The organism is Kaistia sp. MMO-174 (genome assembly GCF_037147815.1).
In the GTDB taxonomy this organism is placed as follows: Bacteria; Pseudomonadota; Alphaproteobacteria; order Rhizobiales; family Kaistiaceae; genus Kaistia; species Kaistia nematophila.
The window spans coordinates 1,121,987-1,144,420 of sequence record NZ_JBBCUO010000002.1 but is presented as its reverse complement, the minus strand read 5'-3'; the positions used below and the strand labels follow the sequence as shown (position 1 = coordinate 1,144,420).

Here is a 22,434-nt window from a genome sequence, read left to right as displayed (position 1 = left end):
GTCGCATCTCCCCCTTCCTGCTTTCGCGGGGCGGGCGGAACGCCTATGCTAGCTTGCGCCGTTTCCAGACAGGCTCATAGGCCAGTCCGAAGCCGAGCGCCATTTCATCCTTGTGGAAAAATCGACGCGGCCTTCGCCGCCCGCCCGTTTGAGGACAAGTCTCCCCGCATGGCCCTGCATCTCATCAAACTCTGCGTCGGTGTCGAATCGATCGATCAGCTGACCGATTGGATCGCGGAGGATCTGGTTCGCCAGCGCGGCATGGGGCTCGAACCCGAGGACACCCACACCACCCGCATGATTCCGAAGCGCATTCCCGAGCTTCTGGACGGCGGATCGCTCTACTGGGTGATCAAGGGCCAGGTACAGGCGCGCCAGCGCCTGCGCGATCTTCAGACGGTGACCGGCGCGGACGGCATCCAGCGCTGCCGGATCGTCTTCGACCCGCAGGTCATCCCGACCGAATGGCAGCCGAAGCGGCCGTTCCAGGGCTGGCGCTATCTCCAGGAAAAGGACGTGCCGCGCGATCTGGCGTCGATCGGCGGCGCGGGCGACGAACTGCCCTCGGCGTTGAAGGCCGAGCTCGCCGAACTCGGTCTGCTCTAGCCGTCCTAGACGGCGATGTTGTCGATCAGCCGGGTCTTGCCGAGCCAGGCGGCGGCGAGCATCCGGCGTGGCTCGTTCGCGATGTCGACGATCTCCGCCAGCGTCTCCGCATTGCGCAGCACCAGATAGTCGACGCGGAATCCGGCCGCCGTCAGCGTCGCCCGCCCTTCGGCCAGCGCCGCTTCGGCATCGCCGTCGGCCCGGATCGCGTCGGCGGCATGCCGCATGACGCGCGAGATCGTCGTCGCTGTCTGACGTTCCTCGGCCGAGAGGTAGGCGTTGCGGGAGGAGAGGGCGAGGCCGTCCGCTTCGCGGATGGTCGGCAGTCCGACGATTTCCGTCGGCAGCCGCAGGTCGCGGGCCATCTGACGCACGACCATCAGCTGCTGGTAGTCCTTCTCGCCGAACATCGCGACGTCAGGGAAGGCGGCGATCAACAGCTTGGAGACCACCGTCGCGACGCCGGAGAAGAAGTGCGGCCGGAAGTCGGTTTCGAGCCCGATCGCCGGTCCCGCCAGCGAGACGGTGGTCGAATAGCCGGCCGGATACATCTCGTTGGCGTTGGGGGCGAACACCGCCTCGACGCCGAGTTCCGCGAGCTTGGCGACGTCGCTCGTCTCGGTGCGGGGATAGGAGCCGAAGTCCTCGGTCGGCGCGAACTGCGTCGGATTGACGAAGATCGAGACGATGATCCGGTCGGCGCGCTCGCGGGCGGCGCGCACGAGTTCCAGATGTCCGCTGTGCAGCGCGCCCATGGTGGGCACCATGCCAATGCGAAGGCCGTCTCGTCGCCAGTCGGAAACGGCGGATCGCAAGTCGTCGACGGTGCGGTGGATGATCGGGCTGGCGGGCATGGCATTCCTCTTTGCGCGGAGCGCGGCCCGGCGTCGCCAAGGATTGTGGTTGGCGGCGCCCGCGACCGTGCGGCGCCTGTCTAGCAAATCATGCGCGCGTCATCCATCGCGGCCGCCGGCCCTTGCCGCGACGGACACTTGTCCGCAATAGAGAGGGAAGGGCCGGACGGAATCGGCCAGTCTGGAGAACCGATGGGCCTGATAATCCCGTTCCTGGGCGTGCTTGCCGTGTCGATCGGCATCGCCTTCCTGTTCGGAGGCGAGAAGGGCGCGCATGCGCTGGGGCGCTCGGTGCGGCGCGGCGCCGCCGGGGCGCTGATATCGACGGGCATTTTCACCGCGGCCACCGGCCGGCTCGGGGCGGGCATACCGCTGCTCGCCATCGGACTCTGGCTGCTGAAGCCGAAGATCCTCGAATCGATGAAGCCCTGGATCGAGGGCAACCAGGTCAAGCAAGGCCGGTTCGCCGGCCGGATGCTCGATACGCTCGGCCGTAACGAACTCGTCGTCCTCTATTCCGAAGTCGCGGGCAGGGCCCGCGACCGCGCTCTACTCGAAGCTTATCTCGACCGCCGAATTCCCGGTTGGCGTGAAAACGTCGAGAGTGACCCGGCAGGCGGGCCGCGCCGCACGGCGCGCGCGGGCGCCATGACAGATGAGCAGGCCTACCAGATCCTTGGCCTTTCGGCCGGCGCTTCCGAGGCCGAAATCAGAGCGGCCTACCGGCGGTTGATGAAACGCGTCCACCCCGACCAGGGAGGATCGACGTTCTTGGCCGCCCAAATCAACGAGGCGAAGGAAAGACTCCTCGGCGGACATCGCTAGCTCCCAGACGCAAATACAAAGAAGGAGGGCGAAAATCGGGTATGCGGCCAGCCGCTATTGACGGATGGCAAGGCAGGAAACATCGCGCTTCGTCAGGTAGGCGCAAACGGCGCGGGCCTGATCCTTGTTGTCGAACCCGGCGAAACGGGCCCGATAGAGAGTCGATGCACCCTTTGCGACAGGCTCGACGCTCGGCGTTGCGCTGGCGAGCATCTTGCCGGCCTTCGACTTGGCGCGATCGAGCATCAGTCTAGCACCATCCTCGTCCGGCGCAGCAGCAATCTGAATCTTCCAGCCATCGGCGATTTCGGCGACAGGCGTTGCCGCCGGAGCGATGCTGCCAGTGACGCCATCGGCCGCTTCGTCGTCCGCGGTCGGAACCGGCTGGATGATCGAAGCCGTCTTGACGCTCGGCCGGGCGATCTCGCGACCGGCGGGGCCGGTCTGGAACACCATGCGCGGACCCTTGGCGGCGGCGGGCTCGACCGGCTCGGGCGCATAGGCCTGTACCGAAACGGGCTGCTCGTCCTCGACGGAGGCGACCTGGACGGGGGCGGGCGCCGGGAGCGGCACGGCCTGCTTCAGCGGCGTCGCGGTGGCCATGGCAACGGCCACCGGCTCGGCGCGGGCCGGGCGAGCGGCGGGAACGGGGGTAGGAACCGGCTCGGCAGCCGCGACGGCGACCGGAGCGACATCGGCGTCGTCGTCCACGGCGGCGGGGGCATTGTTGCGGGCAAACAGCGAGCGCGACTTGGCCGGGCCGGCATAGGCGACGGGCAGGTACTTCTCGAGCAGGACGGTCATCTGCTTGTCGCGGGCGGCACCGGTATTGCCGCCCATGACGGTGGCGACCAGGGAGCGGTTGTCGCGCTTCACCGACGAAACCAGGTTGAAGCCCGACGCATTGGTGTAGCCGGTCTTGATGCCGTCGACGCCGTTGACGCGGCCGAGCAGCCGGTTGTGGCCGTTGATGACGCGGCCATTGTAGACGAAGCTCTTGGTGGCGAAGAACTTGTAGTAGCGCGGGTAGCGATCCTGGAGGGCGCGGCCGAGCGTCGCCATGTCGCGCGCCGTCGACCACTGGCCGTCATTCGGCAGGCCCGAGGCGTTGCGGAAGGTGGTGCGGCTCATGCCGATCGACCGGGCGGTCTTGGTCATGCGCTGGGCGAAGGCGGCTTCGGAGCCGGCGAGGTTCTCGGCGATCACCACGGCGGCGTCGTTGGCGGAGCGGGTGATCAGGCCGAGCATGGCGTCGCGGACCGCGATGGTCGAGCCCGGCTTGAGGCCGAGCTTGGTCGGGCGCTGGCGCGATGCGAATTCGGAGACGCGGAGCCGCGACGACATGGTGAGCCGGCCGCTCTCCAGTTCGCCGAAAAGCAGATAGAGCGTCATCATCTTGGTGAGCGAGGCGGGCCGGCGCAGCGCGTCGGGCTCCTTCGAATAGAGCACCTTGCCCGTCTTGGCATCGACGACGATCGACGAGTTGGGGGCTGCGGCCGCTTCCACCGTGACCGCGGTGAGCGCTACTCCGGCGACCAGGAGGCCGGCCATGGCGCGTCGAACCGAGCGGAGGCAATGCCGGCCGAGAGGGTTCAGACCCATCAACATACGAGTGATCACTCCGCGTCTCACAGAACCGGAACTTCCGTTCCGGCAGTGCCCAATTGCCAATTCACCGCAAGACCGGAACTTTTTTGAGGCAAGAACGGATATTTTTCGTTCCCACACGGGCTGAAGCGATGCTGCCGCGCCTGGTTTCCGATGTTCCGTCCTGTCTTCGAAAGCTGCCCGCGTTCGAAACGCGGGGCTCTTCGGTCTTACGGATCGAAGCTAGGCAAACGCCGTTACGAAACCGTAAAAATGACCGATGGGTTTTGGATCCCGATTTGGGCCTCCGGAGTAGCTTCCGCAGCGTCGGCAAACGGTTCGGTGAATTTGTGCGGTGCAACAGAATTTCTTGACTTCCTAACGGCGGTGCTGGAACGTGCTTCCTGTTGAGCCAGCTTTGGCACGGTTTGAGCGGGGAGGCCCTTCCTTTGATCAAGGATTTCGACGGTATGCAGAAGGCGAGCAAGCAGGGCATCGACATGGCCATGGAAAGCTTCGGCTCCATGACCCAGGGACTGCAGGCGATCGTGGTGGAAGCGGCCGATTATTCGAAGAAGAGCTTCGAGTCGGGTTCGGCGGCGCTCGAGAAGATCCTCACCTCGTCCAGCGTCGAGAAGGCCGTCGAGGCGCAGAGCGACTACGTCAAGTCGTCCTATGAGGGCTACATGGCCCAGATGACGAAGTTCGGGTCGATGATGACCGAAGTGACGCGCGACGCCTACAAGCCGTTCGAGCGCGTGTTCGGCTCATTCCCGAAGTAGCCATTTCCGGCTCTCCCGGGCCGGCCCGAAGCGTGGCCGGCCTTTTCGCTGGTTTCCTTGGATTGGCTGTGACCGGGCGTGGTCCGGACGCCGGCGTTTGTTCTGGTTCGCCCCTGTTCTCCCGGATGGCGCAGCCTTGCCGCTATGCGCTTGCAACATGGCCTCAAGGCTCGGATTTCGGTGGGAGCCGGGCCACGGGATGTGACGCGAAAGTGACGCAAACCGACCGAAGCTCGGCGCCGCGCGCGGGGTGCACTTCCATCCCCGAGAAGCCTCCCCATATAAAACCTCGACATCTCCCCGCTGGGTCTTGCACGCTAAGGCGCGGATGCTCGAAATGAGCGATTGCGCCGCAGCGAGATTGTCGGCAGGATTCCGTTTTCGCGACGTATTGATCGAACCCTATGAGCAACGAAACTCGTCGTTCCGACGATGGCGACAACGACATCGGCGTCGTCACCAAAACGCGGCCAAAGACCAAAAGGCCGAACCTGTATCGCGTTCTGCTGCTGAACGACGACTACACGCCGATGGAGTTCGTCGTGCATGTGCTCGAGCGGTTCTTCAACAAGAACCGCGAGGAGGCAACGCAGATCATGCTGCATGTGCATCAGCATGGCGTGGGGGAGTGTGGTGTCTTCACCTATGAAGTGGCCGAGACAAAGGTCACGCAGGTGATGGATTTCGCACGCAAACACCAACATCCGCTGCAATGCGTGATGGAAAGGAAGTGAGGTCCTAACGTGCCGTCATTCTCCCGCAGCCTCGAAAAGGCCCTCCACCAGGCGCTCGCTTTCGCAAACGAGCGACACCAGGAATATGCGACACTCGAACATCTCCTGCTCGCTCTGATCGAGGATCAGGACGCAGCAGCCGTCATGCGTGCCTGCAATGTCGACCTCGACATGCTGAAGCGCAGCCTGATCGACTACATCGATACCGAACTGGCCAATCTGGCGCACGGTCCCGACGAGGACTCGAAGCCGACCGCCGGCTTCCAGCGCGTCATCCAGCGCGCCGTGATCCATGTCCAGTCGTCCGGCCGTGAGGAAGTCACCGGCGCCAACGTGCTCGTCGCGATCTTCGCCGAGCGCGAGAGCCATGCCGCCTACTTCCTGCAGGAGCAGGACATGACCCGCTACGACGCGGTCAACTACATCTCGCACGGCATCGCCAAGCGGGCCGGCATGAGCGAGAGCCGGCCGGTCCATGGCGTCGACGACGACGCCGCCACGGTCGACAGCCGCGAGGAAAACAAGAAGAAGGCTGACGCGCTGGATGCTTATTGCGTCAACCTCAACGAGAAGGCGAAGAAGGGCAAGATCGACCCGCTGATCGGCCGCGACATCGAGATCGCCCGGACGATCCAGGTGCTGTGCCGCCGGCAGAAGAACAATCCGCTCTTCGTCGGCGACCCCGGCGTCGGCAAGACGGCGATCGCCGAGGGCCTCGCCAAGCGGATCGTCGAGGGCGATGTTCCCGACGTGCTTGCCGGCTCGACCATCTTTTCGCTCGACATGGGCACGCTGCTCGCCGGAACCCGCTATCGCGGCGATTTCGAGGAGCGGCTGAAGCAGGTCGTCAAGGAGATCGAGGAGTATCCCGGCTCGATCCTGTTCATCGACGAGATCCACACCGTCATCGGTGCGGGCGCGACGTCGGGCGGAGCCATGGATGCCTCGAACCTGCTGAAGCCGGCCTTGGCGGGCGGTTCGATCCGCTGCATCGGCTCGACCACCTACAAGGAATACCGGCAGTTCTTCGAGAAGGACCGGGCGCTCGTCCGCCGCTTCCAGAAGATCGACGTCAACGAGCCGACCATTCCGGATGCGATCGAAATCCTGAAGGGCCTGAAGCCCTATTTCGAGGACTTCCACCGCGTCCGTTACACCAACGACGCGATCAAGTCGGCGGTGGAGCTGTCTGCCCGCTACATCCATGACCGCAAGTTGCCGGACAAGGCGATCGACGTGATCGACGAGACCGGCGCCTCGCAGATGCTGATTCCGGAGAACCGCCGCAAGAAGACCATCGGCGTCAAGGAGATCGAGGACACCATCGCCACCATGGCGCGGATCCCGCCCAAGACGGTGTCGAAGGACGACCAGGAAGTGCTGAAGGGTCTGGAAGCGGCGCTGAAGCGCGTCGTCTACGGCCAGGACAGCGCTATCGCCCAGGTCACCTCGGCGATCAAGCTGGCGCGTGCCGGCCTGCGCGAACCGGAAAAGCCTATCGGCTCCTACCTGTTCGCCGGTCCGACGGGCGTCGGCAAGACCGAGGTCGCCAAGCAATTGGCGGCCAGCCTCGGCGTCGAGCTGATCCGCTTCGACATGTCGGAATACATGGAACGCCACACCGTCTCGCGGCTGATCGGCGCGCCTCCCGGCTATGTCGGCTTTGATCAGGGCGGCCTGCTGACCGACGGCGTCGACCAGCATCCGCATTGCGTGCTGCTGCTCGACGAGATCGAGAAGGCGCATCCGGATCTGTTCAACATCCTGTTGCAGGTGATGGACCACGGCAAGCTGACCGACCACAATGGCAAGCAGGTCGATTTCAGGAACGTCATCCTGATCATGACCACCAATGCCGGCGCGGCCGATCTCGCCAAGCCCGCCATCGGCTTCAAGTCGACGACGCGCGACCCCGACGACCAGGAGGCGATCAACCGCCTGTTCGCGCCGGAGTTCCGCAACCGCCTCGACGCCATCGTCCAGTTCGGCAATCTGCCGATCGAGGTCGTCCACAGCGTCGTCCAGAAGTTCGTGCTGCAGCTCGAGGCACAGCTGGCCGATCGTGGTGTCACCTTCGATCTCTCGCCCGAGGCGGTCGATTGGCTGGCGCACAAGGGTTACGACCGCCAGATGGGCGCCCGCCCGCTGGGCCGCGTGATCCAGCAGTACATCAAGCAACCGCTGGCTGACGAAGTGCTGTTCGGCAAGCTGCGCAAGGGCGGCACCGTCAAGGTGACGGTCGAGACCAAGGAAGACGGCGAGGCAGGGCTGCATCTCGAGCCGATCGAGGATGGTCCGGTGACGCCGAAGCCCGAGCCGGAAGAGCCGAAGGCCAAGGCGAAGCCCCGCCGCAAGGCGGCCAGCGCCAAGAAGGCGGCTCCGGAGACCCCGACGCCGCCGAAGCGCGGCGGCCTAGTGCCGAAAGTGCCGCTGAAGACGGAGTGATCCGTCCGGCTGCGACATGAAGAAAGGCGGGACGCGATGGAGTCCCGCCTTTTTCTTTTTTGCGCTCCGGGATCACGCGTCCGCGTGGTGCAGGAAGGCTTCCGCACCGGCGAGCTTGTCGGGATTGCGCATGCTGTAGATCGCGACGATGCGGCCGTTTTCGAGTTCGAGCGCGATCGCCTGAAGCGTTCCGAACGGGTCGAGCGAGACGAAGCCGGGGAGGCCGTTGATGCGGAGCGGCCCGGACCAGACCTGAACCGGACGGGCGTCCGGCTTTTGGAGGATACCCGCGAAGAAGCGGCCGATCTTGTCCGCGCCATGGATCACGTTGAGCGTGGCGGGGCGCTTGCCGCCGCCGTCGCCATGGAGGCGGGCGGCATCCGCCAGAAGGTTGCGAAGCGCCGAAGCGTCGCCGCTGGAGGTCGCGGCGAAGAAGGCGGTCACGACCCGCGCCGCTTCCGTGGCATCGACATCATAGCGTCGTTCCGTGTCGCCGACATGGTTTCGCGCGCGGACGAGCAACTGGCGGCAGGCCGCCTCGCTGCGGTCGATGGCGCCGGCGATCTCGCGGAACTCGAAATCGAACAGGTCATGCAGGATGAACACGGCGCGCTCGAGCGGCGAGAGCCGTTCCATCGCCAGCATCAACGCGACCGGCGTGTCGATGCGCTCCTCGGCGGCCTGCGCGGCATCGGCCGCCGCCGGCGGCGCGATCACCGGTTCGGGCAGCCATTGGCCGACATAGTTCTCGCGGCGCGCGCGGGCCGATTTCATCAGGTCGAGGCAGAGGCGGGTGACGGTCGTGCCCAGCCAAGCGCGCGGGCTCGCGACCTCCGCCGGCGCCGAGCCGTGCCAGCGCAGGAACGCGTCCTGGACGATGTCCTGCGCATCCGCCAGCGATCCGAGCATGCGATAGGCAAGCGCGGTCAGGAAACGCCGGTGCTGCTCGAACTCGGGATAGGACGCGTCGGCCATGGAGTTCCGTAACTGTCTGTGCCTCTCCCGGCCACGGCATGACCGCCGCGGCCGGGAGCGGGTATATCACGCCGCCGCGAGGGCAGCCGCCTTGCGGTCGTTCGGATGCACGGTGCGGAAGCCGACGGCGAGCCGGTTCCACGAATTGATCGTGCCGATCAGGAGCGTCAGCTCGACCTGCTCGGCGGGGGTGAACGCGGCCTTCAGCGCCTCATAGTCGGCGTCGGGCGCGCCGGTCTGGGCGACGAGCGTCAGCGCCTCGGTCCAGCCGAGCGCGGCGCGCTCGCGCGGCGTGTAGAGCAGCGACTCGCGCCAGGCGCTGAGCAGGTAGATCCGCTCCTCGGTCTCGCCATGCTTGCGCGCATCGGCCGTGTGCATGTGCAGGCAGTTGGCGCAGCCATTGATCTGCGAGGCGCGGATCTTCACCAGTTCCTGCAGGCCGTGCTCGATGCTGATCGCGTTGATCCTGGCGCTGAACTCGAGCATCGCCTTGAAGGCTTCCGGCGCGGCGGCAAAGGCGTTCAGTCTCTCGGTCATGATCGTCTCCGTTGGTTGACGGGACTAGACGAGACAGACCGGCCGCCTGTGACGCGCGCGCACGAATTTTTCCGGATTATTTCGCGTTGAGCGCCGCGCGCACCCGTTCGGCGTTCTCCGCCAGGATCTCCGGCCTCTCCATCGCGCCGGTATGCGGGTGCAGCGGCTCGCCGTCGAAGCGGGGGATGATGTGGAAATGCAGGTGGAACACGGTCTGGCCGGAGGCCGGTTCGTTGAACTGCATCACCGTCACGCCGTCGGCGGCGAAGGCGGTCTTGGCTGCGCGGGCGAGCTTCTGCACCACCGGGATCAGGCGGGCGAGCACGGCCGGATCCGCATCGAGCAGGTTGCGCGACGGCGCCTTCGGCACGACGAGCAGATGCCCGGGTCCCTGCGGCATCACATCCATGAAGGCGACCGTCTCGGCGTCCTCGTAGACGCGCTGGGACGGGATTTCCCCGCGCAGGATGCGGGCGAAGATGTTGGCGTCGTCATACTGGGTCATGCATGTCTCCCGTCGTGATGGTCAGGCCCGTTCGGGCAGGGCGGCGGCCTGCGGCGCTGCTTTGCCGAGGTCGATCATGCCCTGGTCGATCAGCGTGCGGTGGAAGCGGTTCTTTCGCTCCGATTGTGTCGCCATATAGTGCGCGCCGCATTCGCCGATCAACTCGGCCCGCGTAGCGCTGATGGCATCGAGCGGCAGGCCGGAGGCCTGCAGCGCCACGGTGCCGAGCATGGCTATGTCGAGCCGCTCCGGCACGCTTTGCAGCGCCGGATCGAAGTGGAGCGCTTCGATCGCGTAGAAGGTCTCGAACTGGCGCGGATCGTCGGACTGGATGCCGCGCGCCTCCTCGATCGCCCGCGTCATCGTCGGCTGGTGGTCGCCATAGCGGACGATCAGCATCGGCCGGCCGGGATAGCGCGTCTTCAGCGCCGCCTTGAAGGCGGCATAACTGTCGGCCGTCTCGCTCAGGCGGGCGCAGTATTCGCCGTAATTGCCGTCCGGCAGCGCTTCGAGCGCGAAGCGCCGCTCGTCCTCGTAGTGCCCCGGCGGGACGAGGCGGGTTTCGTGTGGGCCGTGGTTGAAATTGGTCAGCGCCATCAGGAAACGCGGCGCCGGGTCGCGGTCGATCGAGCGTTCCAGCGCGCCCTGTGTCGCCGCGAAGAAGGCCGCGTCGGAATTGTTGACCTCGAAGGTGGCGAGATCGAACGGCGGCGGGAATTCGTCGGAGAACACCCGCTCGTCGACGTCGATGCCGGCGTAGAACGCGTCGTAGTTCATGAACTCGCGCCGGCAACTCGTCGAGAGCATGGTCCGGTAGCCGAGGGCGGCGAGTTCGCCCGGCAACGAATGGCGGAAGCGGCCGACGCCCTTCTTGAACAGGAAATAGGAATCCGGGCCGAAGCTGGCGGAGGAGAGCCCCGTCAGCAGGCTGAATTCCGTCTGCCACGAGCCGCCACCATAGATGTCGACATGCAGCGTGCCGTTGAGCCCGTCCTTTGGCGTCAGGAACGCCGCGATGCGGTCGTCGACGGGAAGGCCATAGAGGCGGGGATCGAACACCGATTCATGCTGGATGACGATGATGTCGGGGCGGATCTCCGAGCGCGCCGGAATCGGGGCGGCGAGCGGCAGCGGCGTCGCGGCGACGTCGAGCATCCGGAGGCCGCCGGTCGGCCACCAGCTCGCGACATCGACCAGCGACATCATGAAAAACGAGAAGAAGCGCTTCTGCTGCGTCACGTCTGTGCGGTAGGCCGTGCCGCCATTGACTCGCCAGAGCGCGTAGAGCGCGGCGGCGGTGGCCGCCAGGATCAGCAGTCGCGTGGAGACGGCAAAGGCGCCGCCGCGAACGAGCGCCAGGGTCGCGAGGGCGGCGAGGAAAAGCAGGACCGCGCCGGCGATGGTGAGCGCCGCCGTCCGCCGGTATTGCCGCAGCATGAACGGAATGGTGCCGGCAAAGGTGAGCGCCAGGTCGGCGACGGCGAGCTTCATGCCGCTGTGGTGATGCTTGACGGCGGAGGCACCGACCAGGGTGAGCGCCAGGATCAGCGCCAGCAGGGTGGCGCGTTCCAGGTCGCCGACCACCAGCAGGAAGCAGGCCGTCAGGAAGGCGAAAGCCACGAGGGCGGAGGCGGGTTTCGTCGCTTGCCGCTCGGTCACGAGCAGGATGGCCGCGGCACCGACCCAAAGGAGAATCGCTGTCATGCCAATCACGTATCAGCTTTGAACGGCGTGTGCTCGTCGAGGAATTCGTGGTCGGCGGCAACCGCTTCGCGCTCGCGCGACAGATAGTCGGCGACGGCGCGGCGCAGCCCGCGATCGGCGATGAAGTGGGCCGAGCGGGTGACGATCGGCCGATAGCCACGCGCGAGTTTGTGGTCGCCCTGCGCGCCGGCCTCGACGCGCGGCAGGCCATGCGCGATCGCCCAGTCGACAGCCTGGTGATAGCAGATCTCGAAATGCAGGAAGGGCACGTCTTCGGAGGCGCCCCAGTAGCGGCCGTAGAGCGCGTCCGAGCCGATCAGGTTGAGGGCGCCGGCGATCGGGATGCCGTCGCGCCTGGCGAGGATCAGAAGCACCCGGTCGGCCATGCGCTCGCCGAGCAGCGAAAAGAAGCGCCGGTTGAGATAGGGACGCCCCCATTTGCGCGAGCCCGTGTCCATGTAGAAGCTGAAGAAGACGTCCCAGTCGGCCTCCGTGATGGCGGCGCCGGTCAGGTGCTCGACGGTGATCCCGCCGGCCAGCGCCTCGCGCCGCTCGCGCCGGATCGTCTTGCGCTTGCGCGAGGCCAGCGCGTCGAGGAAGTCCTCGAAGTCGCGATAGCCCTCGTTGATGAAATGGAACTGCTGGTCCATGCGGGCCAGGAAGCCGCTGTCGTCGAAGAGGTCGGCGTCGGGCTCTTCCAGGAAGGTCGCGTGGATGGAGGAGGTGCGCAGCTGGCGGCAGAGTTCCAGCAGGCCCGCCACCAGCAGCTCGCGCGCGGCCGGCGGCGCATCGGCCCGCGTCAGCAGCCGTCGCCCGGTCGCCGGCGTGAACGGAACCGAGACCTGCAGCTTCGGGTAATAGTTGCCGCCGGCCCGCTCATAGGCATCGGCCCAGCCCTGGTCGAAGACATATTCACCCATCGAATGGGGCTTCTGGTAGCAGGGCACGATGCCGACCGGCTTGCCGTCCTCGCCGTCGAGCACGAGATGCCGCGCCTGCCAGCCGGTGCGGCCGGTGGCTGAGCCGGATTCTTCCAGTGCATGCAGAAAGTCGTAGGAAATGAAAGGGTTATAGGCGGGTCGCTGAGATTTTGATTCAAGCGCGCCGGCTTCATGTCCGGATTCCGCGCGTCGATGGTAAGCCTTTAGAAAAGCTGAGGGATCATCGCCGAACGGGCGGGCGGATGGCCAGCCGGGATTGGCGCAGGCGTCCCATTGCTGCCGATCGAATTCGGCGAGCGAGGAGAGGACGCTGAGGCGCGCATCGGTGGAAGCGGTCATGGGGGGAGGACGATCTCGCTTGAGCGCATGGGACATCCCAGCATCTATGGCGAAACGCCGCAAGCGCAAGTCGCGCCGTGCTCTCCGGCGCAATGGCTTCCGCGGCGCCGGGCCGCGAAAGCCGTCTTCGGCCGACCGCAGCTCAGCCCTGGTCGGGATCGAACCCCTCGAAGGTGATCTGGTCGGTATAGAGCCTGGCCTTCTCGGCCTGCTCGCGCGTCCGCACGGTCCAGGTGATCAGCGGCAGGCCGCTGGCCCGCACCATCGACGGGGCGAAGGAAGGCAGGCCGTTCAGGTCGTACGAGACGAAGCCGGCGCCGACCTTCGGCACGGCCGAGAGATTGCGCAGCGCGAAACGTTGGCGCGGCGTGAGGTAGCCCCATTCGTCGAGATCGGTGTAGCGGTCGGCGACGATGCCGCGCGGTATCGACGGCAGCAGCCACTGCATGACGGCCATCGAGTCCGGGTCGAACGACATCACCACCGCCGGACCGGCATAGGCCGCGAGGATCGGCGCGACGGCCGCTTCCAGCCGGCGGTTGCCGTCGAAGTTGCTCTTCAGCTCGATCACCAGCGGAACCTTGCCGGCGACGGCCTCGAGCAGCTCGGCCAGCGTGGGCACGCTGTCGCCGCCCTGCCTGAAGGCGGTGGCCTTGAGGCTGGCGAGCGACATCGCGTCGACGCGGCCGCTCGCCTGCAGCAGGCGGTCGACCGTGTCGTCATGGAAGACGACGACGGCGCCGTCGGCGGTCAGCTGCAGGTCGACCTCGATCGCGAAATTGCGGTCGATCGCGGCGCGCACGGCCGAGAGCGTGTTTTCGACCCGGCCGCTCGCCGCGTCATGGTAGGCGCGGTGGGCGATCGGGCGCGCGGTCAGCCAGGCGGGGGCCGCGGTCGAGTTGGGGCTGCTCATGACCGGTCAGGCGATCTCGAGGATGGCTTCGACCTCGACGCCGACGCCGAAGGGCAGGGCGGCGACGCCGACGGCCGAGCGGGCGTGGCGCCCCTTGTCGCCGAGAACCTCGACCATCAGATCCGAGGCGCCGTTGACCACCTTGGGCTGGTCGCCGAATTCCGGATCGGAGTTGACGAAGCCGACCAGCTTGACGACGCGGCCGATCCGCTCGAGGTCGCCGAGGGCGGCCTTCGCCTGGGCTAGGATGTTGATGGCGCAGAGGCGGGCGGCGGCGCGGCCTTCCTCCAGGCCCAGTTCGCGGCCGAGCTTGCCGACATATTCGATGCCGTTCGGGCCCATCGGGATCTGGCCCGAGATGTAGAGATAGCCGCGACTCTCCACGGCCGGCACGTAGTTCGCGGCCGGCGCGACCGCCGCGGGCAACACGATTCCGAGAGCTTCGAGGCGGCTTTCGATCTGGCTCGACATGGGGTTCTCCAATGGCTTCTGAGGTTTTTCTCGGTTTCGCTTGATTCCGCGGCGCCTGCAAGCGCGGCGCCCGTCCGTGGGTGGCGAAGCCGTGTATGTGATGCGTAGACGTTTCGCCGTTTTGCTGATTGAAATGCGCTCTATGTCAGCCCTATGTCGGCTTGACGACGATGGGAGTGAGCATGAGCGTTTCAATGGGTGCAGGTCGCAGGGGTCTGGCGCTGGCTGCGGGTGTCGCATCCTTGCTGGTCATGGCGGGATCGGCCGTCGCCCTTTCGCCCGCGCCGGCCAAGCTGCCGTTCGCCGCGCATCAGGCCGTCTATGACCTCAGGCTCGACTCCGGCGGCAAGTCCGAGACGGTCAGCGATGCCGAGGGGCGGATGGTCTATGACTTCTCCGGCACGCGCTGCGACGGCTACAATACCAAGCTCCGTTTCGTGACGCGCATCAGCGACGGCGACGGCAATTCCCGGCTCACCGATGTCGCTACCTCGACCTTCGAGGATGCCGACGGCAAGAGCTTCAGCTTCGCCACCAAGAGCTATGTCGACGGCACGCTGGCCGAGGATTCGACCGGTTCGGCCGAGCGTGAGGGCGGCAAGCTGCATGTGACGCTCGCCAAGCCGAAGTCCGAGCGCTTCGACATCGCCCCGACGTTCCAGTTCCCGAACCAGCATCTCGCAACGATCATCGATGCGGCGATGCGCGGCGACCGCTTCGTCGAGGTCGGGCTCTTCGACGGCTCGGAGAAGGGCGAGAAGCCCTATGCGACCGCGGCGGTGATCGGCGCGACGAATTCCGGCGCGGACGACCTTGGAGACGAAGCGACCGCCAAGCAGGCCGGCATCGCCAATGTCCGGCATTGGCCCGTCACGCTGAGCTACTTCGACCAGAAGGCGAACGGAGAACAGTCGCCCGCCTATGAGCTGTCGTTTATCGTTTACGAGAATGGCGTGACGCGGCGTATGCGGCTCGACTATGGCGACTTCGCGCTGACCGGCAAGCTCGTCCGGCTCGACATGAAGCCGATCAAGGTCACCGCCAAGCGCTGCCACTAGGTGCAGTCGCCGGGCTCAAGACTTTTTCGGATAAGTCGGATCGAGCGAGGCGGGCCCCGCCTCGCTCGATCCGTTTTCAGGCGTGGACGGCCAGACCGGCGACCGCGCCCTTCAGCTCGTCGAAATGGCTGATCACCACGTCGGGGCCCAGCTCCGTGACGGGAACGGGCGTGTAGCCGAAATCCACCGCGACGACGGGAATGCCGGCCGCCTTGGCCGTGTCGATGTCGGTCTTCGAATCGCCGATCATCACGGCGCGGCGCGGATCGCCGCCGGCGCGGCGGATGGTCTCGTTGAGGGCGAGCGGGTCGGGCTTCCGCGCCGCGAAGGTGTCAGCGCCGCAGATCGCCGCGAAGCGATTGGAAAGGTCGAGCTCGTCGAGCAGCAGCATCGACAGCCCCTCGAGCTTGTTGGTGCAGACGGCGAGCAGCCAGCCTTCGGCGGCGAAGTGATCCAGCGCCGCGATGACGCCGTCGAAGGGGCGGCTCGTATCGGCGATATGCGCCGCGTAATAGGCGATGTAGGTGTCGAACAGCCGGTCGATCGTCGCCGTGTCGCGGGTGACGTTGTTGGCGGCGAGGCCGCGCTCGATCAGGACGCGGGCGCCATGGCCGACCATCGCCCGCGCATCCTCATAACGCACGGTGGCGAGGCCCTCCTGTTCGAGCACGACGTTGAGCGTCGCGACGAGGTCGGTCGCGGTGTCGACGAGCGTGCCGTCGAGATCGAAGACGAGGATGGGGCGCATCGGGGAGGGGATTCCGTTCATGGAGGTTCGCGAACCTACCAACTCCATTCATCGCCTGAAAGGCGGGACGATGTCGCGTGGGCGTTGGCGGCGGCCACGCCCCATGCTAACAAGCCGCGCCGGATCGGCATCACACCGCAACCTGAAGTGCCAGATGATTTCCAGCGACGAACTCAAGAAGCAGGCGGCGCTCGCGGCCCTCGAGCAGGTCGAGGACGGCATGAAGCTCGGCCTCGGTTCCGGGTCGACCGCCAATCATTTCATCCGCGGTCTTGGCGCGCGCGTTCGCGGCGGTCTGTCGGTGGTCGGCGTTCCCTCGTCGGAGCACACGGCGGAGCTGGCGCGGGCCGAAGGCGTTCCGCTGGCGACGCTGGAGGAACTGCCGCATCTCGACCTGACCATCGACGGCGCCGACGAACTCGACAGCCGGCTGCGCCTGATAAAGGGCGGCGGCGGCGCGCTGCTGCGCGAAAAGATCGTCGCGGCGGCGTCAAGCCGGATGATCGTCATCGCCGACGGCTCCAAGCTGGTCGAAACGCTCGGCGCCTTTCCGCTGCCGATCGAGGTCAATCATTTCGGCATCGGCGCCACCACGGCGGCGATCGCCGATACGGCCCGCCGGCTGGACATGCCCTCGAGCCTGACGCGACGTCTCGCCGCCGATGGCTCTCCCTTCGTCACCGATGGTGGCCACGCCATCATCGATGCATCTTTTGGCCTTATTCGCGATCCAGAAGCCTTGAGTCTCGCTCTTGCCGCGATTCCGGGGGTCGTGGAGCACGGTCTCTTCATCGGACTTGCATCTGCCGCCGTCATCGCTCGGCCGGAAGGCATCAGCTGGTTGGTGGCTTAACATCATTTCGCCCATCGGGAGTTTCTCCATGACCTTCATCCGCAAATCCATCGGCGCCGCCGTGCTGGCCGCCGGCCTGGCCATGGGCTCGGCCGGCTTCGCTCAGGCGCAGGAAGTGACCGATTCCCACGTCGCTGCGGCGCTCGAGGCGGTCCATGCGGCCAAGACCTCGCGCGGCTTCGACAATCTGCTGCCGCTCCTGTCGCAGCAGACCCAGAACAAGCTGATCCGCCTCCGTCCGGACCAGCACCAGGCGATCGCCGAAGTGGTCGACGCCCAGGCGCTCGAGCTCGTCGCCCGCCGCAAGGACCTCGACAACGACGTCGCCCGCATCTGGGCCAAGCACTTCTCCGAGGACGAGCTGAACGCGATCTCGACCTTCTACAAGAGCCCGGCCGGCGCCAAGCTCGCCGATATCGGCCCGCAGGTCGTCGGTGAGACGCTGCAGTCGGTCAAGGGTTGGTCGGATCGCGTCGGCGAAGAGCTGTTCGAAAAGTCCCGCGAGAACCTGAAGAAGAAGGGCATCGACTTCTAAGTCGAAGCCCCGGAAGCCGAAATCCTCTCATGACCCAGTTCGACGTCGATCTCTTCATCATCGGAGCCGGTTCCGGCGGCGTTCGCGCCGGCCGGATCGCCGCCGGCCATGGCGCCAGCGTCATGGTTGCGGAGGAGTATCGCGTCGGCGGCACCTGCGTGATCCGCGGCTGCGTGCCGAAGAAGCTGTTCGTCTATGCCTCGCGCTTCGCCGAGGAGTTCGAGGATTCCGTCGGCTTTGGCTGGACGCCGGGGGAGGCGACCTTTGACTGGTCGCGCCTCGTGGCCGCCAAGGACCAGGAGATCGACCGCCTCAACGGGATCTACATCCGTAATCTCGAGCGCTCCGGCGCCAAGCTGGTGCAGACGCGGGCGGAGATCGTCGATCCGCACACGGTGCGGCTCGTCGGCGAGGATCGCCTCGTCACGGCCAGGTACATCCTGGTCGCGACGGGCGCCGCGCCGTTCATCGAGCCGGACCTGCCGGGTAGAGAACTGGCGATCTCGTCGAACGAGGCCTTCCATCTGCCGCGCCTGCCGGAGAAGATTGTCATCGTCGGCGGCGGCTTCATCGCCGTCGAGTTCGCTGGCATCTTCAACGGCCTCGGCGTCGAGACGACCCTGATCCATCGCGGCGACGCCGTCCTGCGCGGCTTCGACGCCGACCTGCGTCGCACCCTGCGCGAGGAGATGGAGAAGAAGGGCATCCGCGTGCTGACCGGCGACGTGCTGACCTCGATCGAGAAGACGGCGGACGGCCTGCTGGCGCGTACCCGCAACGGCGAGGCGCTGCCGGCCGGCGAGGTCATGATCGCGACGGGCCGGATCCCTAATACGCGCGGGCTCGGGCTTGAAAATGCCGGGGTCCAGCTCGACGGCGCTTCCGCCATCGTCGTCGACGAATTCTCGCAGTCGAATGTTCCCTCGATCTACGCGGTCGGCGACGTCACCAACCGGGTCAATCTGACGCCGGTCGCGATCCGCGAGGGCCACGCCTTCGCCGATACGGTTTTTGGCAGCAAGCGCATCTCGGTCGATCATCTCGGCATTCCGAAGGCCGTGTTCTCGCAGCCCGAGATCGGCTCGGTCGGTCTTACCGAGGAAGAGGCGCTGGCCGAATTCCCGGCGGTCGATGTCTACCAGACCAGCTTCCGGCCGATGAAGCACACGCTTTCGGGGCGCAACGAGAAGACGCTGATGAAGCTGCTCGTCGATGCCGACAGCGACCGCGTCATCGGCTGCCACATCCTCGGCCCCGATGCCGGCGAGATCGTGCAGATCGTCGCCATCACGCTGAAGATGCGCGCCACCAAGGCTGATTTCGACTCGACCATGGCGCTGCATCCGACCGCCGCCGAGGAACTCGTCACCATGCGCGAGCCGAGCATCCGGCACCGCCGCAACGGTTGACCGCGTCCCGGCTTCGCCGTTCCCGTCGCCTTCGAATTCCGTAGCAAGAACCGGATGGCGGCGCTGTCGGCATCGGGCTAGCGCAGCGCAATCGACCGGCCGATGTTGCGGCATGAGGGAAACGCGCGGAATGGAATGGACCCTGAGCCTGCCAGCCGGATTCCGGCCGGAATATGCGCTCGCCTATCATGGCCGGGACCGGCTCAGCGTCAGCGAGCGGGTCGAGGGGCGGATCATCGCGAAGACTCTCCTGATCGATGGCTCCGGGCATCTTCTCGAAATCGACCTCGCTTATTCCGACGATTTCGTCCTGCCGAGAGCCGATATCCGCATCGATACGGACGCGTTGTCTTCGGACGCTGTGGAGCGGATCGTTTCGCGCATGCTCGGGCTCGGCAGCGATCCCGTCGGCTTCGAGGCGCTGGTGGCGCCGCGCGCCGATGGCGCCCGCATCGTCGGCTCCCGCAGCGGGCTGCGCATTCCCTTGACGGCCGATATCTGGGACGCCGTCTGCTGGGCGGTGATCGGCCAGCAGATCAACCTGACCTTCGCCGCCGCGCTCCGTCGCGCCATGATCGAGCGCGCCGGGGTGCGTCACGCCGCAAGCGGCCTCTATGCCCATCCGGATCCGTTCCGCGTCGCGGCGCTGGAGATGGAGGATTTGACCGCACTACGCTTTTCGCGCTCCAAGGCGAGCTACCTGATTGGCGTCGCGGGATTGATCGTCGAAGGGCAACTCTCGCTTGATGCGCTTGCCGCCGGATCCGCCGTCGAGGCGGAGGCGGCGCTTGTCGCCGTGCGCGGCATCGGCACCTGGACGGCGCGCTACATCCTGCTGCGCGGCTTCGGCTTTCCCGACATGGCGCCGATCGGCGATTCCGGCCTCGCCGCCGCGTTGCAGCGATTGCACGGCCTTGCCGAGCGTCCCGACATAAAGGCGCAGGAGGCTTCGATGCTGGCTTTTGCCCCGCATCGAAGCCTCGCCACCACCCATCTCTGGGCGAGTCTCGCCGACGGCTAGGCGCCCGGTGCGAAGTCAAGGAAGCCGACGACGCTTGCAAGCCTGCCAGCTTCGATCGTTGCGAAATCGGTGCCGCCGGCGACCGAAGGCCCGCCTTCCGGGCCGAGTTCCCACGAGAAACGGACCCGATCCTCATAAGCATCGACCTTGCCGACCTGCTTGATGCGGAGGCCGGTGAAGCGCTCTTGCACGGCCGCCAGCATCTGGTCGATGCCGCCATGGCCCTGGCTCTTCATCATCGGGTCGACATAGGCGGCCTTCTCCGTGAATGTCGCGGCGATCAGGTCGCGGCGCTTGGCGGCGTCGGTCTCGTTCCAGCTGGCGATGTAGCGTTCGACGAGTGCTGCTGTGTTGGTCATGGTCAATCTCCAGGGGGCAGTTGGGAGGGATCGCTCGCGCGGGGAGGGGGAGAGATCAGGCCGGGATCGGCGAGGTGGCGCGCAGGCCCATTGCCTCCAGCTCCGCCACCACGGCGACGACGAAAGCCTGCGCGACCACGAAGACGATGCCGAGTGCCGTCGGCGCGGCGAAGCCTCCGATCAACAGGGCAGCGCTGCCGGCGACCCAGACGGCATTGCAGCCGATGATCAGCCAGACGCCGGGCCGTGAGAGGATCGGCCGGCTGGCGACGAACAGCACGAAGGCGGCGAAGGGCAGCAGCACCAGGCCGGCCGCGCGCAGCAGGTCGGCCGGCAGTCCGAGCAGGTCGGCGACGAGCCCGGCGCCGAGCGCCAGGGCGGCACCGATGGCGAGGCAACTGGCCGCGTCCGCCAGGAGCAGGCGGCGCAGGAAATGGGGGTGGCGGGTGATGTTCATGATCCGGTTCCTCGGTTCGTCGTTGCTGACAGGCCGGAGATTTGCGGGCCGAGGGCATGAAGTCGATTACGTCCGAGGTAATTGGATCGACGCCCGGGCTTGCCGTATCGTCGCCGCATGGAACCGAATCCCCGCCCGATCGGCGAACAGATCCGCGACTGGCGGCAACGCCGGCGGCTCAGCCAGATGGAACTTGCCGGCGATGCAGAGATGTCGACGCGGCATCTGAGCTTCATCGAGACCGGCCGATCGCGACCGAGCCGGGACATGGTGCTGCGGCTCGCCACCGAGCTGGAGGTGCCTTTGCGCGAGCAGAACCGGATGCTGGTCGCCGCGGGCTTCGCCCCGGTCTACCGCGAGAGAGAGCTGGACGATGCCGGTTTCGCTGCCGCCCGTCGGGCGGTCGAGCGCATCATCGAGGGACACGAGCCCTATCCGGCGCTGGCGATCGACCGGCATTGGAACCTCGTCGCCGCCAACGCCGCCATCATGCGGCTCGTCGCCGGCGTCGATGCGGCCCTGCTGGAGCCACCGGTCAATGTCCTGCGGCTGGCGCTGCACCCGAACGGGCTGGCGCCGCGCACCCTCAATTTCGCGGAATGGCGGGCGTATCTTCTGGCGCGGCTGGCGCATGAGATCGACCTGTGCGGCGATGGGGGGCTCGCCGACCTGCTGGACGAATTGCGCGCCTATCCGGCGCCGCCGGCGCCGAAAGGGCGGGCTGCCGAGGACGATTTCGGCGGCATCGCCGTGCCCTACCGCGTCCGCCTCGGCGACGAGACGCTCTCCTTCATTTCGGCCACCACGCTGTTCGGAACCCCGGTCGACGTGACGCTTTCGGAACTGGCGGTGGAATCCTTCTTTCCGGCCGACGACGAGACCGCCGAGGCCTTGCGCCGGCTTGCAGCGGCGTCATGATGCAACCCTTCACGGGGGGCAGGGCGATGGCATCGGCGAACAAGGGGCTTTCCAGGCGACTGAGGCTGCGCAACCTGGTCACGGGCCTTGTCGCCGTGCTGCTGCTCTATGGCCTCGCCGCCTATGTCGTGCTGCCGATGGCATGGACGCACTACGAGCACCAACCGGGCCTTGCCGACCGGCCGATGGTGACCCACACCGCGCAGGGCATTCCCGGCGACCCGCTCAATGTCGGCCTCGTCGGCGGCAAGGAGGACGTGCTGCGGGCCATGCATGGCGCGGGCTGGTATCCGGCCGATCCGATCACATGGCGCTCCAGCATCGAGATCGTCGGCAGCGTCGTGCTCGACCGGCCCTATCACGACGCTCCCGTCAGCCCGCTCTTCTATGATGGCCGGCGCGAGGATTTCGCCTTCGAGAAGCCGGTCGGCGAGAGCGCCGACAAGCGCGACCATGTCCGCTTCTGGCAGGTGCTCGACAGAGGCGCGGAGGGCCGGCCGGTCTGGCTCGGTTCCGCCACCTTCGATCGCGGCGTCGGTCTCAGCCACGACACCGGCCAGGTGACCCATCACATCGGCCCCGACATCGATGCCGTGCGCGACCTGCTGACCGATGATTTGCAGAAGGCCGGCATGGTAGAGGCGACGTATCAGGTCACCGGCATCGGCCCGACCGTGAACGGTCGCAACGGCGAGGGCGACCCCTACTACACGGATGGCGAGATCTGGGTGTCGCGGCTGGTGCCGGATGGCGCCAAGTCCACCAAGCCGCCCGAGATCCTGCCGCCGCCTGCCTTTGTCGGCTTCAAGGATCGTCTCTGGCACTGGGCCGTGTCGCTGTTCTGACGGGAAGGTTACG

At 66.4% G+C, this 22,434-nt stretch carries 24 protein-coding genes; 12 read left to right on the top strand and 12 right to left on the bottom strand.

The window, feature by feature from the left end; genetic code table 11:
• The first annotated feature begins 168 nt into the window (after positions 1-168).
• The gene (locus WFK98_RS11335; RefSeq protein ID WP_336800273.1) at positions 169-606 is read left to right on the top strand and encodes a DUF1489 family protein; all 438 of its coding nucleotides are present in this window, start codon (positions 169-171) and stop codon (positions 604-606) included.
• Between the two features lie 5 nt (positions 607-611).
• Here the strand turns inward: WFK98_RS11335 and panC are convergent, their stop codons facing one another.
• Positions 612-1,460, bottom strand: coding sequence for a pantoate--beta-alanine ligase (gene panC, locus WFK98_RS11330; RefSeq protein ID WP_336800272.1), 849 nt, complete (start codon positions 1,458-1,460; stop codon positions 612-614).
• 192 nt (positions 1,461-1,652) lie between these two features.
• Here panC and WFK98_RS11325 point away from each other — a divergent pair, with 192 nt between their 5' ends.
• A complete protein-coding gene (locus WFK98_RS11325) occupies positions 1,653-2,285 on the top strand; it encodes a DnaJ domain-containing protein (RefSeq protein ID WP_266338111.1) in 633 nt (210 codons plus the stop codon).
• A gap of 54 nt (positions 2,286-2,339) precedes the next feature.
• Here the strand turns inward: WFK98_RS11325 and WFK98_RS11320 are convergent, their stop codons facing one another.
• Positions 2,340-3,836 (bottom strand): D-alanyl-D-alanine carboxypeptidase, encoded by a 1,497-nt coding sequence (locus tag WFK98_RS11320; protein WP_266338110.1) that lies wholly within the window; start codon positions 3,834-3,836, stop codon positions 2,340-2,342.
• A gap of 506 nt (positions 3,837-4,342) precedes the next feature.
• Between WFK98_RS11320 and WFK98_RS11315 the strand changes: the two genes are divergently transcribed.
• From WFK98_RS11315 to clpA, 3 genes are all read left to right on the top strand, one after another.
• Positions 4,343-4,654: a phasin family protein gene (locus WFK98_RS11315; protein WP_277614177.1), complete on the top strand. Its 312-nt coding sequence runs from the start codon at positions 4,343-4,345 to the stop codon at positions 4,652-4,654.
• A 404-nt stretch (positions 4,655-5,058) separates the two neighbouring features.
• On the top strand, positions 5,059-5,388 hold the full coding sequence (clpS, locus tag WFK98_RS11310) for an ATP-dependent Clp protease adapter ClpS (protein ID WP_266338109.1): 330 nt from the start codon (positions 5,059-5,061) through the stop codon (positions 5,386-5,388).
• Positions 5,389-5,397: 9 nt separating this feature from the next.
• A complete protein-coding gene (gene clpA / locus WFK98_RS11305; protein ID WP_336800271.1) occupies positions 5,398-7,833 on the top strand; it encodes an ATP-dependent Clp protease ATP-binding subunit ClpA in 2,436 nt (811 codons plus the stop codon).
• Positions 7,834-7,905: 72 nt separating this feature from the next.
• Here clpA and sigJ read toward each other — a convergent pair whose 3' ends face one another.
• The 7 genes from sigJ to WFK98_RS11270 all read right to left on the bottom strand — a co-directional run bounded on the left by sigJ (position 7,906) and on the right by WFK98_RS11270 (position 14,218).
• A complete protein-coding gene (gene sigJ / locus WFK98_RS11300) occupies positions 7,906-8,808 on the bottom strand; it encodes an RNA polymerase sigma factor SigJ (protein ID WP_336800270.1) in 903 nt (300 codons plus the stop codon).
• Positions 8,809-8,874: 66 nt separating this feature from the next.
• Complete coding sequence (locus tag WFK98_RS11295) at positions 8,875-9,345, bottom strand: carboxymuconolactone decarboxylase family protein (protein WP_266338106.1); 471 nt, start codon at positions 9,343-9,345, stop codon at positions 8,875-8,877.
• Between the two features lie 76 nt (positions 9,346-9,421).
• On the bottom strand, positions 9,422-9,850 hold the full coding sequence (locus WFK98_RS11290) for an HIT family protein (protein ID WP_336800269.1): 429 nt from the start codon (positions 9,848-9,850) through the stop codon (positions 9,422-9,424).
• A 21-nt stretch (positions 9,851-9,871) separates the two neighbouring features.
• Positions 9,872-11,554, bottom strand: a complete 1,683-nt coding sequence (locus tag WFK98_RS11285; RefSeq protein ID WP_336800268.1) for a sulfatase-like hydrolase/transferase — start codon at positions 11,552-11,554, stop codon at positions 9,872-9,874.
• Between the two features lie 5 nt (positions 11,555-11,559).
• Positions 11,560-12,834 (bottom strand): GNAT family N-acetyltransferase, encoded by a 1,275-nt coding sequence (locus WFK98_RS11280; RefSeq protein WP_336800267.1) that lies wholly within the window; start codon positions 12,832-12,834, stop codon positions 11,560-11,562.
• 142 nt (positions 12,835-12,976) lie between these two features.
• Positions 12,977-13,747: a glycerophosphodiester phosphodiesterase family protein gene (locus WFK98_RS11275; protein ID WP_336800266.1), complete on the bottom strand. Its 771-nt coding sequence runs from the start codon at positions 13,745-13,747 to the stop codon at positions 12,977-12,979.
• 6 nt (positions 13,748-13,753) lie between these two features.
• Positions 13,754-14,218, bottom strand: a complete 465-nt coding sequence (locus tag WFK98_RS11270) for a RidA family protein (RefSeq protein WP_266338101.1) — start codon at positions 14,216-14,218, stop codon at positions 13,754-13,756.
• Positions 14,219-14,400: 182 nt separating this feature from the next.
• Between WFK98_RS11270 and WFK98_RS11265 the strand changes: the two genes are divergently transcribed.
• Positions 14,401-15,276, top strand: a complete 876-nt coding sequence (locus tag WFK98_RS11265; protein ID WP_266338100.1) for a cell envelope integrity EipB family protein — start codon at positions 14,401-14,403, stop codon at positions 15,274-15,276.
• A 76-nt stretch (positions 15,277-15,352) separates the two neighbouring features.
• Here WFK98_RS11265 and gph read toward each other — a convergent pair whose 3' ends face one another.
• The gene (gph, locus tag WFK98_RS11260; protein ID WP_336800265.1) at positions 15,353-16,024 is read right to left on the bottom strand and encodes a phosphoglycolate phosphatase; all 672 of its coding nucleotides are present in this window, start codon (positions 16,022-16,024) and stop codon (positions 15,353-15,355) included.
• A gap of 154 nt (positions 16,025-16,178) precedes the next feature.
• On the opposite strand from gph, the gene rpiA reads away from it, so the two are divergent.
• From rpiA to WFK98_RS11240, 4 genes are all read left to right on the top strand, one after another.
• The gene (gene rpiA / locus WFK98_RS11255) at positions 16,179-16,877 is read left to right on the top strand and encodes a ribose-5-phosphate isomerase RpiA (RefSeq protein WP_336800264.1); all 699 of its coding nucleotides are present in this window, start codon (positions 16,179-16,181) and stop codon (positions 16,875-16,877) included.
• A gap of 28 nt (positions 16,878-16,905) precedes the next feature.
• Complete coding sequence (locus tag WFK98_RS11250) at positions 16,906-17,412, top strand: DUF2059 domain-containing protein (RefSeq protein ID WP_266338097.1); 507 nt, start codon at positions 16,906-16,908, stop codon at positions 17,410-17,412.
• Positions 17,413-17,441: 29 nt separating this feature from the next.
• A complete protein-coding gene (gene gor, locus WFK98_RS11245) occupies positions 17,442-18,821 on the top strand; it encodes a glutathione-disulfide reductase (RefSeq protein WP_336800263.1) in 1,380 nt (459 codons plus the stop codon).
• Positions 18,822-18,951: 130 nt separating this feature from the next.
• On the top strand, positions 18,952-19,842 hold the full coding sequence (locus WFK98_RS11240) for a DNA-3-methyladenine glycosylase 2 (RefSeq protein WP_336800262.1): 891 nt from the start codon (positions 18,952-18,954) through the stop codon (positions 19,840-19,842).
• On the opposite strand, the gene WFK98_RS11235 is transcribed toward WFK98_RS11240, so the two are convergent.
• Both WFK98_RS11235 and WFK98_RS11230 read right to left on the bottom strand, forming a co-directional pair.
• Positions 19,839-20,201 (bottom strand): nuclear transport factor 2 family protein, encoded by a 363-nt coding sequence (locus tag WFK98_RS11235; RefSeq protein WP_336800261.1) that lies wholly within the window; start codon positions 20,199-20,201, stop codon positions 19,839-19,841. The two genes, WFK98_RS11240 and WFK98_RS11235, sit on opposite strands and share 4 nt — an antisense overlap.
• A gap of 55 nt (positions 20,202-20,256) precedes the next feature.
• The gene (locus WFK98_RS11230) at positions 20,257-20,658 is read right to left on the bottom strand and encodes a hypothetical protein (protein ID WP_336800260.1); all 402 of its coding nucleotides are present in this window, start codon (positions 20,656-20,658) and stop codon (positions 20,257-20,259) included.
• Between the two features lie 117 nt (positions 20,659-20,775).
• On the opposite strand from WFK98_RS11230, the gene WFK98_RS11225 reads away from it, so the two are divergent.
• Positions 20,776-21,576, top strand: coding sequence for a helix-turn-helix domain-containing protein (locus WFK98_RS11225; RefSeq protein ID WP_336800259.1), 801 nt, complete (start codon positions 20,776-20,778; stop codon positions 21,574-21,576).
• A 26-nt stretch (positions 21,577-21,602) separates the two neighbouring features.
• Positions 21,603-22,421 (top strand): LssY C-terminal domain-containing protein, encoded by an 819-nt coding sequence (locus WFK98_RS11220; protein WP_336800258.1) that lies wholly within the window; start codon positions 21,603-21,605, stop codon positions 22,419-22,421.
• Positions 22,422-22,434 lie beyond the last annotated feature (13 nt).

What these genes read in the sequence shown, in the direction of transcription:
- sigJ (WP_336800270.1), bottom strand. Translation starts at nt 8,808, where the DNA reads ATGGCCGACGCGTCCTATCCCGAGTTCGAGCAGCACCGGCGTTTCCTG.
- WFK98_RS11235 (WP_336800261.1), bottom strand. Translation starts at nt 20,201, where the DNA reads ATGACCAACACAGCAGCACTCGTCGAACGCTACATCGCCAGCTGGAAC.
- WFK98_RS11220 (WP_336800258.1), top strand. Translation starts at nt 21,603, where the DNA reads ATGGCATCGGCGAACAAGGGGCTTTCCAGGCGACTGAGGCTGCGCAAC.
- WFK98_RS11250 (WP_266338097.1), top strand. Translation starts at nt 16,906, where the DNA reads ATGACCTTCATCCGCAAATCCATCGGCGCCGCCGTGCTGGCCGCCGGC.
- WFK98_RS11280 (WP_336800267.1), bottom strand. Translation starts at nt 12,834, where the DNA reads ATGACCGCTTCCACCGATGCGCGCCTCAGCGTCCTCTCCTCGCTCGCC.
- WFK98_RS11315 (WP_277614177.1), top strand. Translation starts at nt 4,343, where the DNA reads ATGCAGAAGGCGAGCAAGCAGGGCATCGACATGGCCATGGAAAGCTTC.
- WFK98_RS11230 (WP_336800260.1), bottom strand. Translation starts at nt 20,658, where the DNA reads ATGAACATCACCCGCCACCCCCATTTCCTGCGCCGCCTGCTCCTGGCG.
- WFK98_RS11295 (WP_266338106.1), bottom strand. Translation starts at nt 9,345, where the DNA reads ATGACCGAGAGACTGAACGCCTTTGCCGCCGCGCCGGAAGCCTTCAAG.
- WFK98_RS11335 (WP_336800273.1), top strand. Translation starts at nt 169, where the DNA reads ATGGCCCTGCATCTCATCAAACTCTGCGTCGGTGTCGAATCGATCGAT.
- WFK98_RS11240 (WP_336800262.1), top strand. Translation starts at nt 18,952, where the DNA reads ATGGAATGGACCCTGAGCCTGCCAGCCGGATTCCGGCCGGAATATGCG.
- gor (WP_336800263.1), top strand. Translation starts at nt 17,442, where the DNA reads ATGACCCAGTTCGACGTCGATCTCTTCATCATCGGAGCCGGTTCCGGC.
- WFK98_RS11325 (WP_266338111.1), top strand. Translation starts at nt 1,653, where the DNA reads ATGGGCCTGATAATCCCGTTCCTGGGCGTGCTTGCCGTGTCGATCGGC.
- rpiA (WP_336800264.1), top strand. Translation starts at nt 16,179, where the DNA reads ATGATTTCCAGCGACGAACTCAAGAAGCAGGCGGCGCTCGCGGCCCTC.
- WFK98_RS11290 (WP_336800269.1), bottom strand. Translation starts at nt 9,850, where the DNA reads ATGACCCAGTATGACGACGCCAACATCTTCGCCCGCATCCTGCGCGGG.
- gph (WP_336800265.1), bottom strand. Translation starts at nt 16,024, where the DNA reads ATGCGCCCCATCCTCGTCTTCGATCTCGACGGCACGCTCGTCGACACC.
- clpS (WP_266338109.1), top strand. Translation starts at nt 5,059, where the DNA reads ATGAGCAACGAAACTCGTCGTTCCGACGATGGCGACAACGACATCGGC.
- WFK98_RS11265 (WP_266338100.1), top strand. Translation starts at nt 14,401, where the DNA reads ATGAGCGTTTCAATGGGTGCAGGTCGCAGGGGTCTGGCGCTGGCTGCG.
- WFK98_RS11285 (WP_336800268.1), bottom strand. Translation starts at nt 11,554, where the DNA reads ATGACAGCGATTCTCCTTTGGGTCGGTGCCGCGGCCATCCTGCTCGTG.
- WFK98_RS11270 (WP_266338101.1), bottom strand. Translation starts at nt 14,218, where the DNA reads ATGTCGAGCCAGATCGAAAGCCGCCTCGAAGCTCTCGGAATCGTGTTG.
- panC (WP_336800272.1), bottom strand. Translation starts at nt 1,460, where the DNA reads ATGCCCGCCAGCCCGATCATCCACCGCACCGTCGACGACTTGCGATCC.
- WFK98_RS11320 (WP_266338110.1), bottom strand. Translation starts at nt 3,836, where the DNA reads ATGGCCGGCCTCCTGGTCGCCGGAGTAGCGCTCACCGCGGTCACGGTG.
- WFK98_RS11225 (WP_336800259.1), top strand. Translation starts at nt 20,776, where the DNA reads ATGGAACCGAATCCCCGCCCGATCGGCGAACAGATCCGCGACTGGCGG.
- WFK98_RS11275 (WP_336800266.1), bottom strand. Translation starts at nt 13,747, where the DNA reads ATGAGCAGCCCCAACTCGACCGCGGCCCCCGCCTGGCTGACCGCGCGC.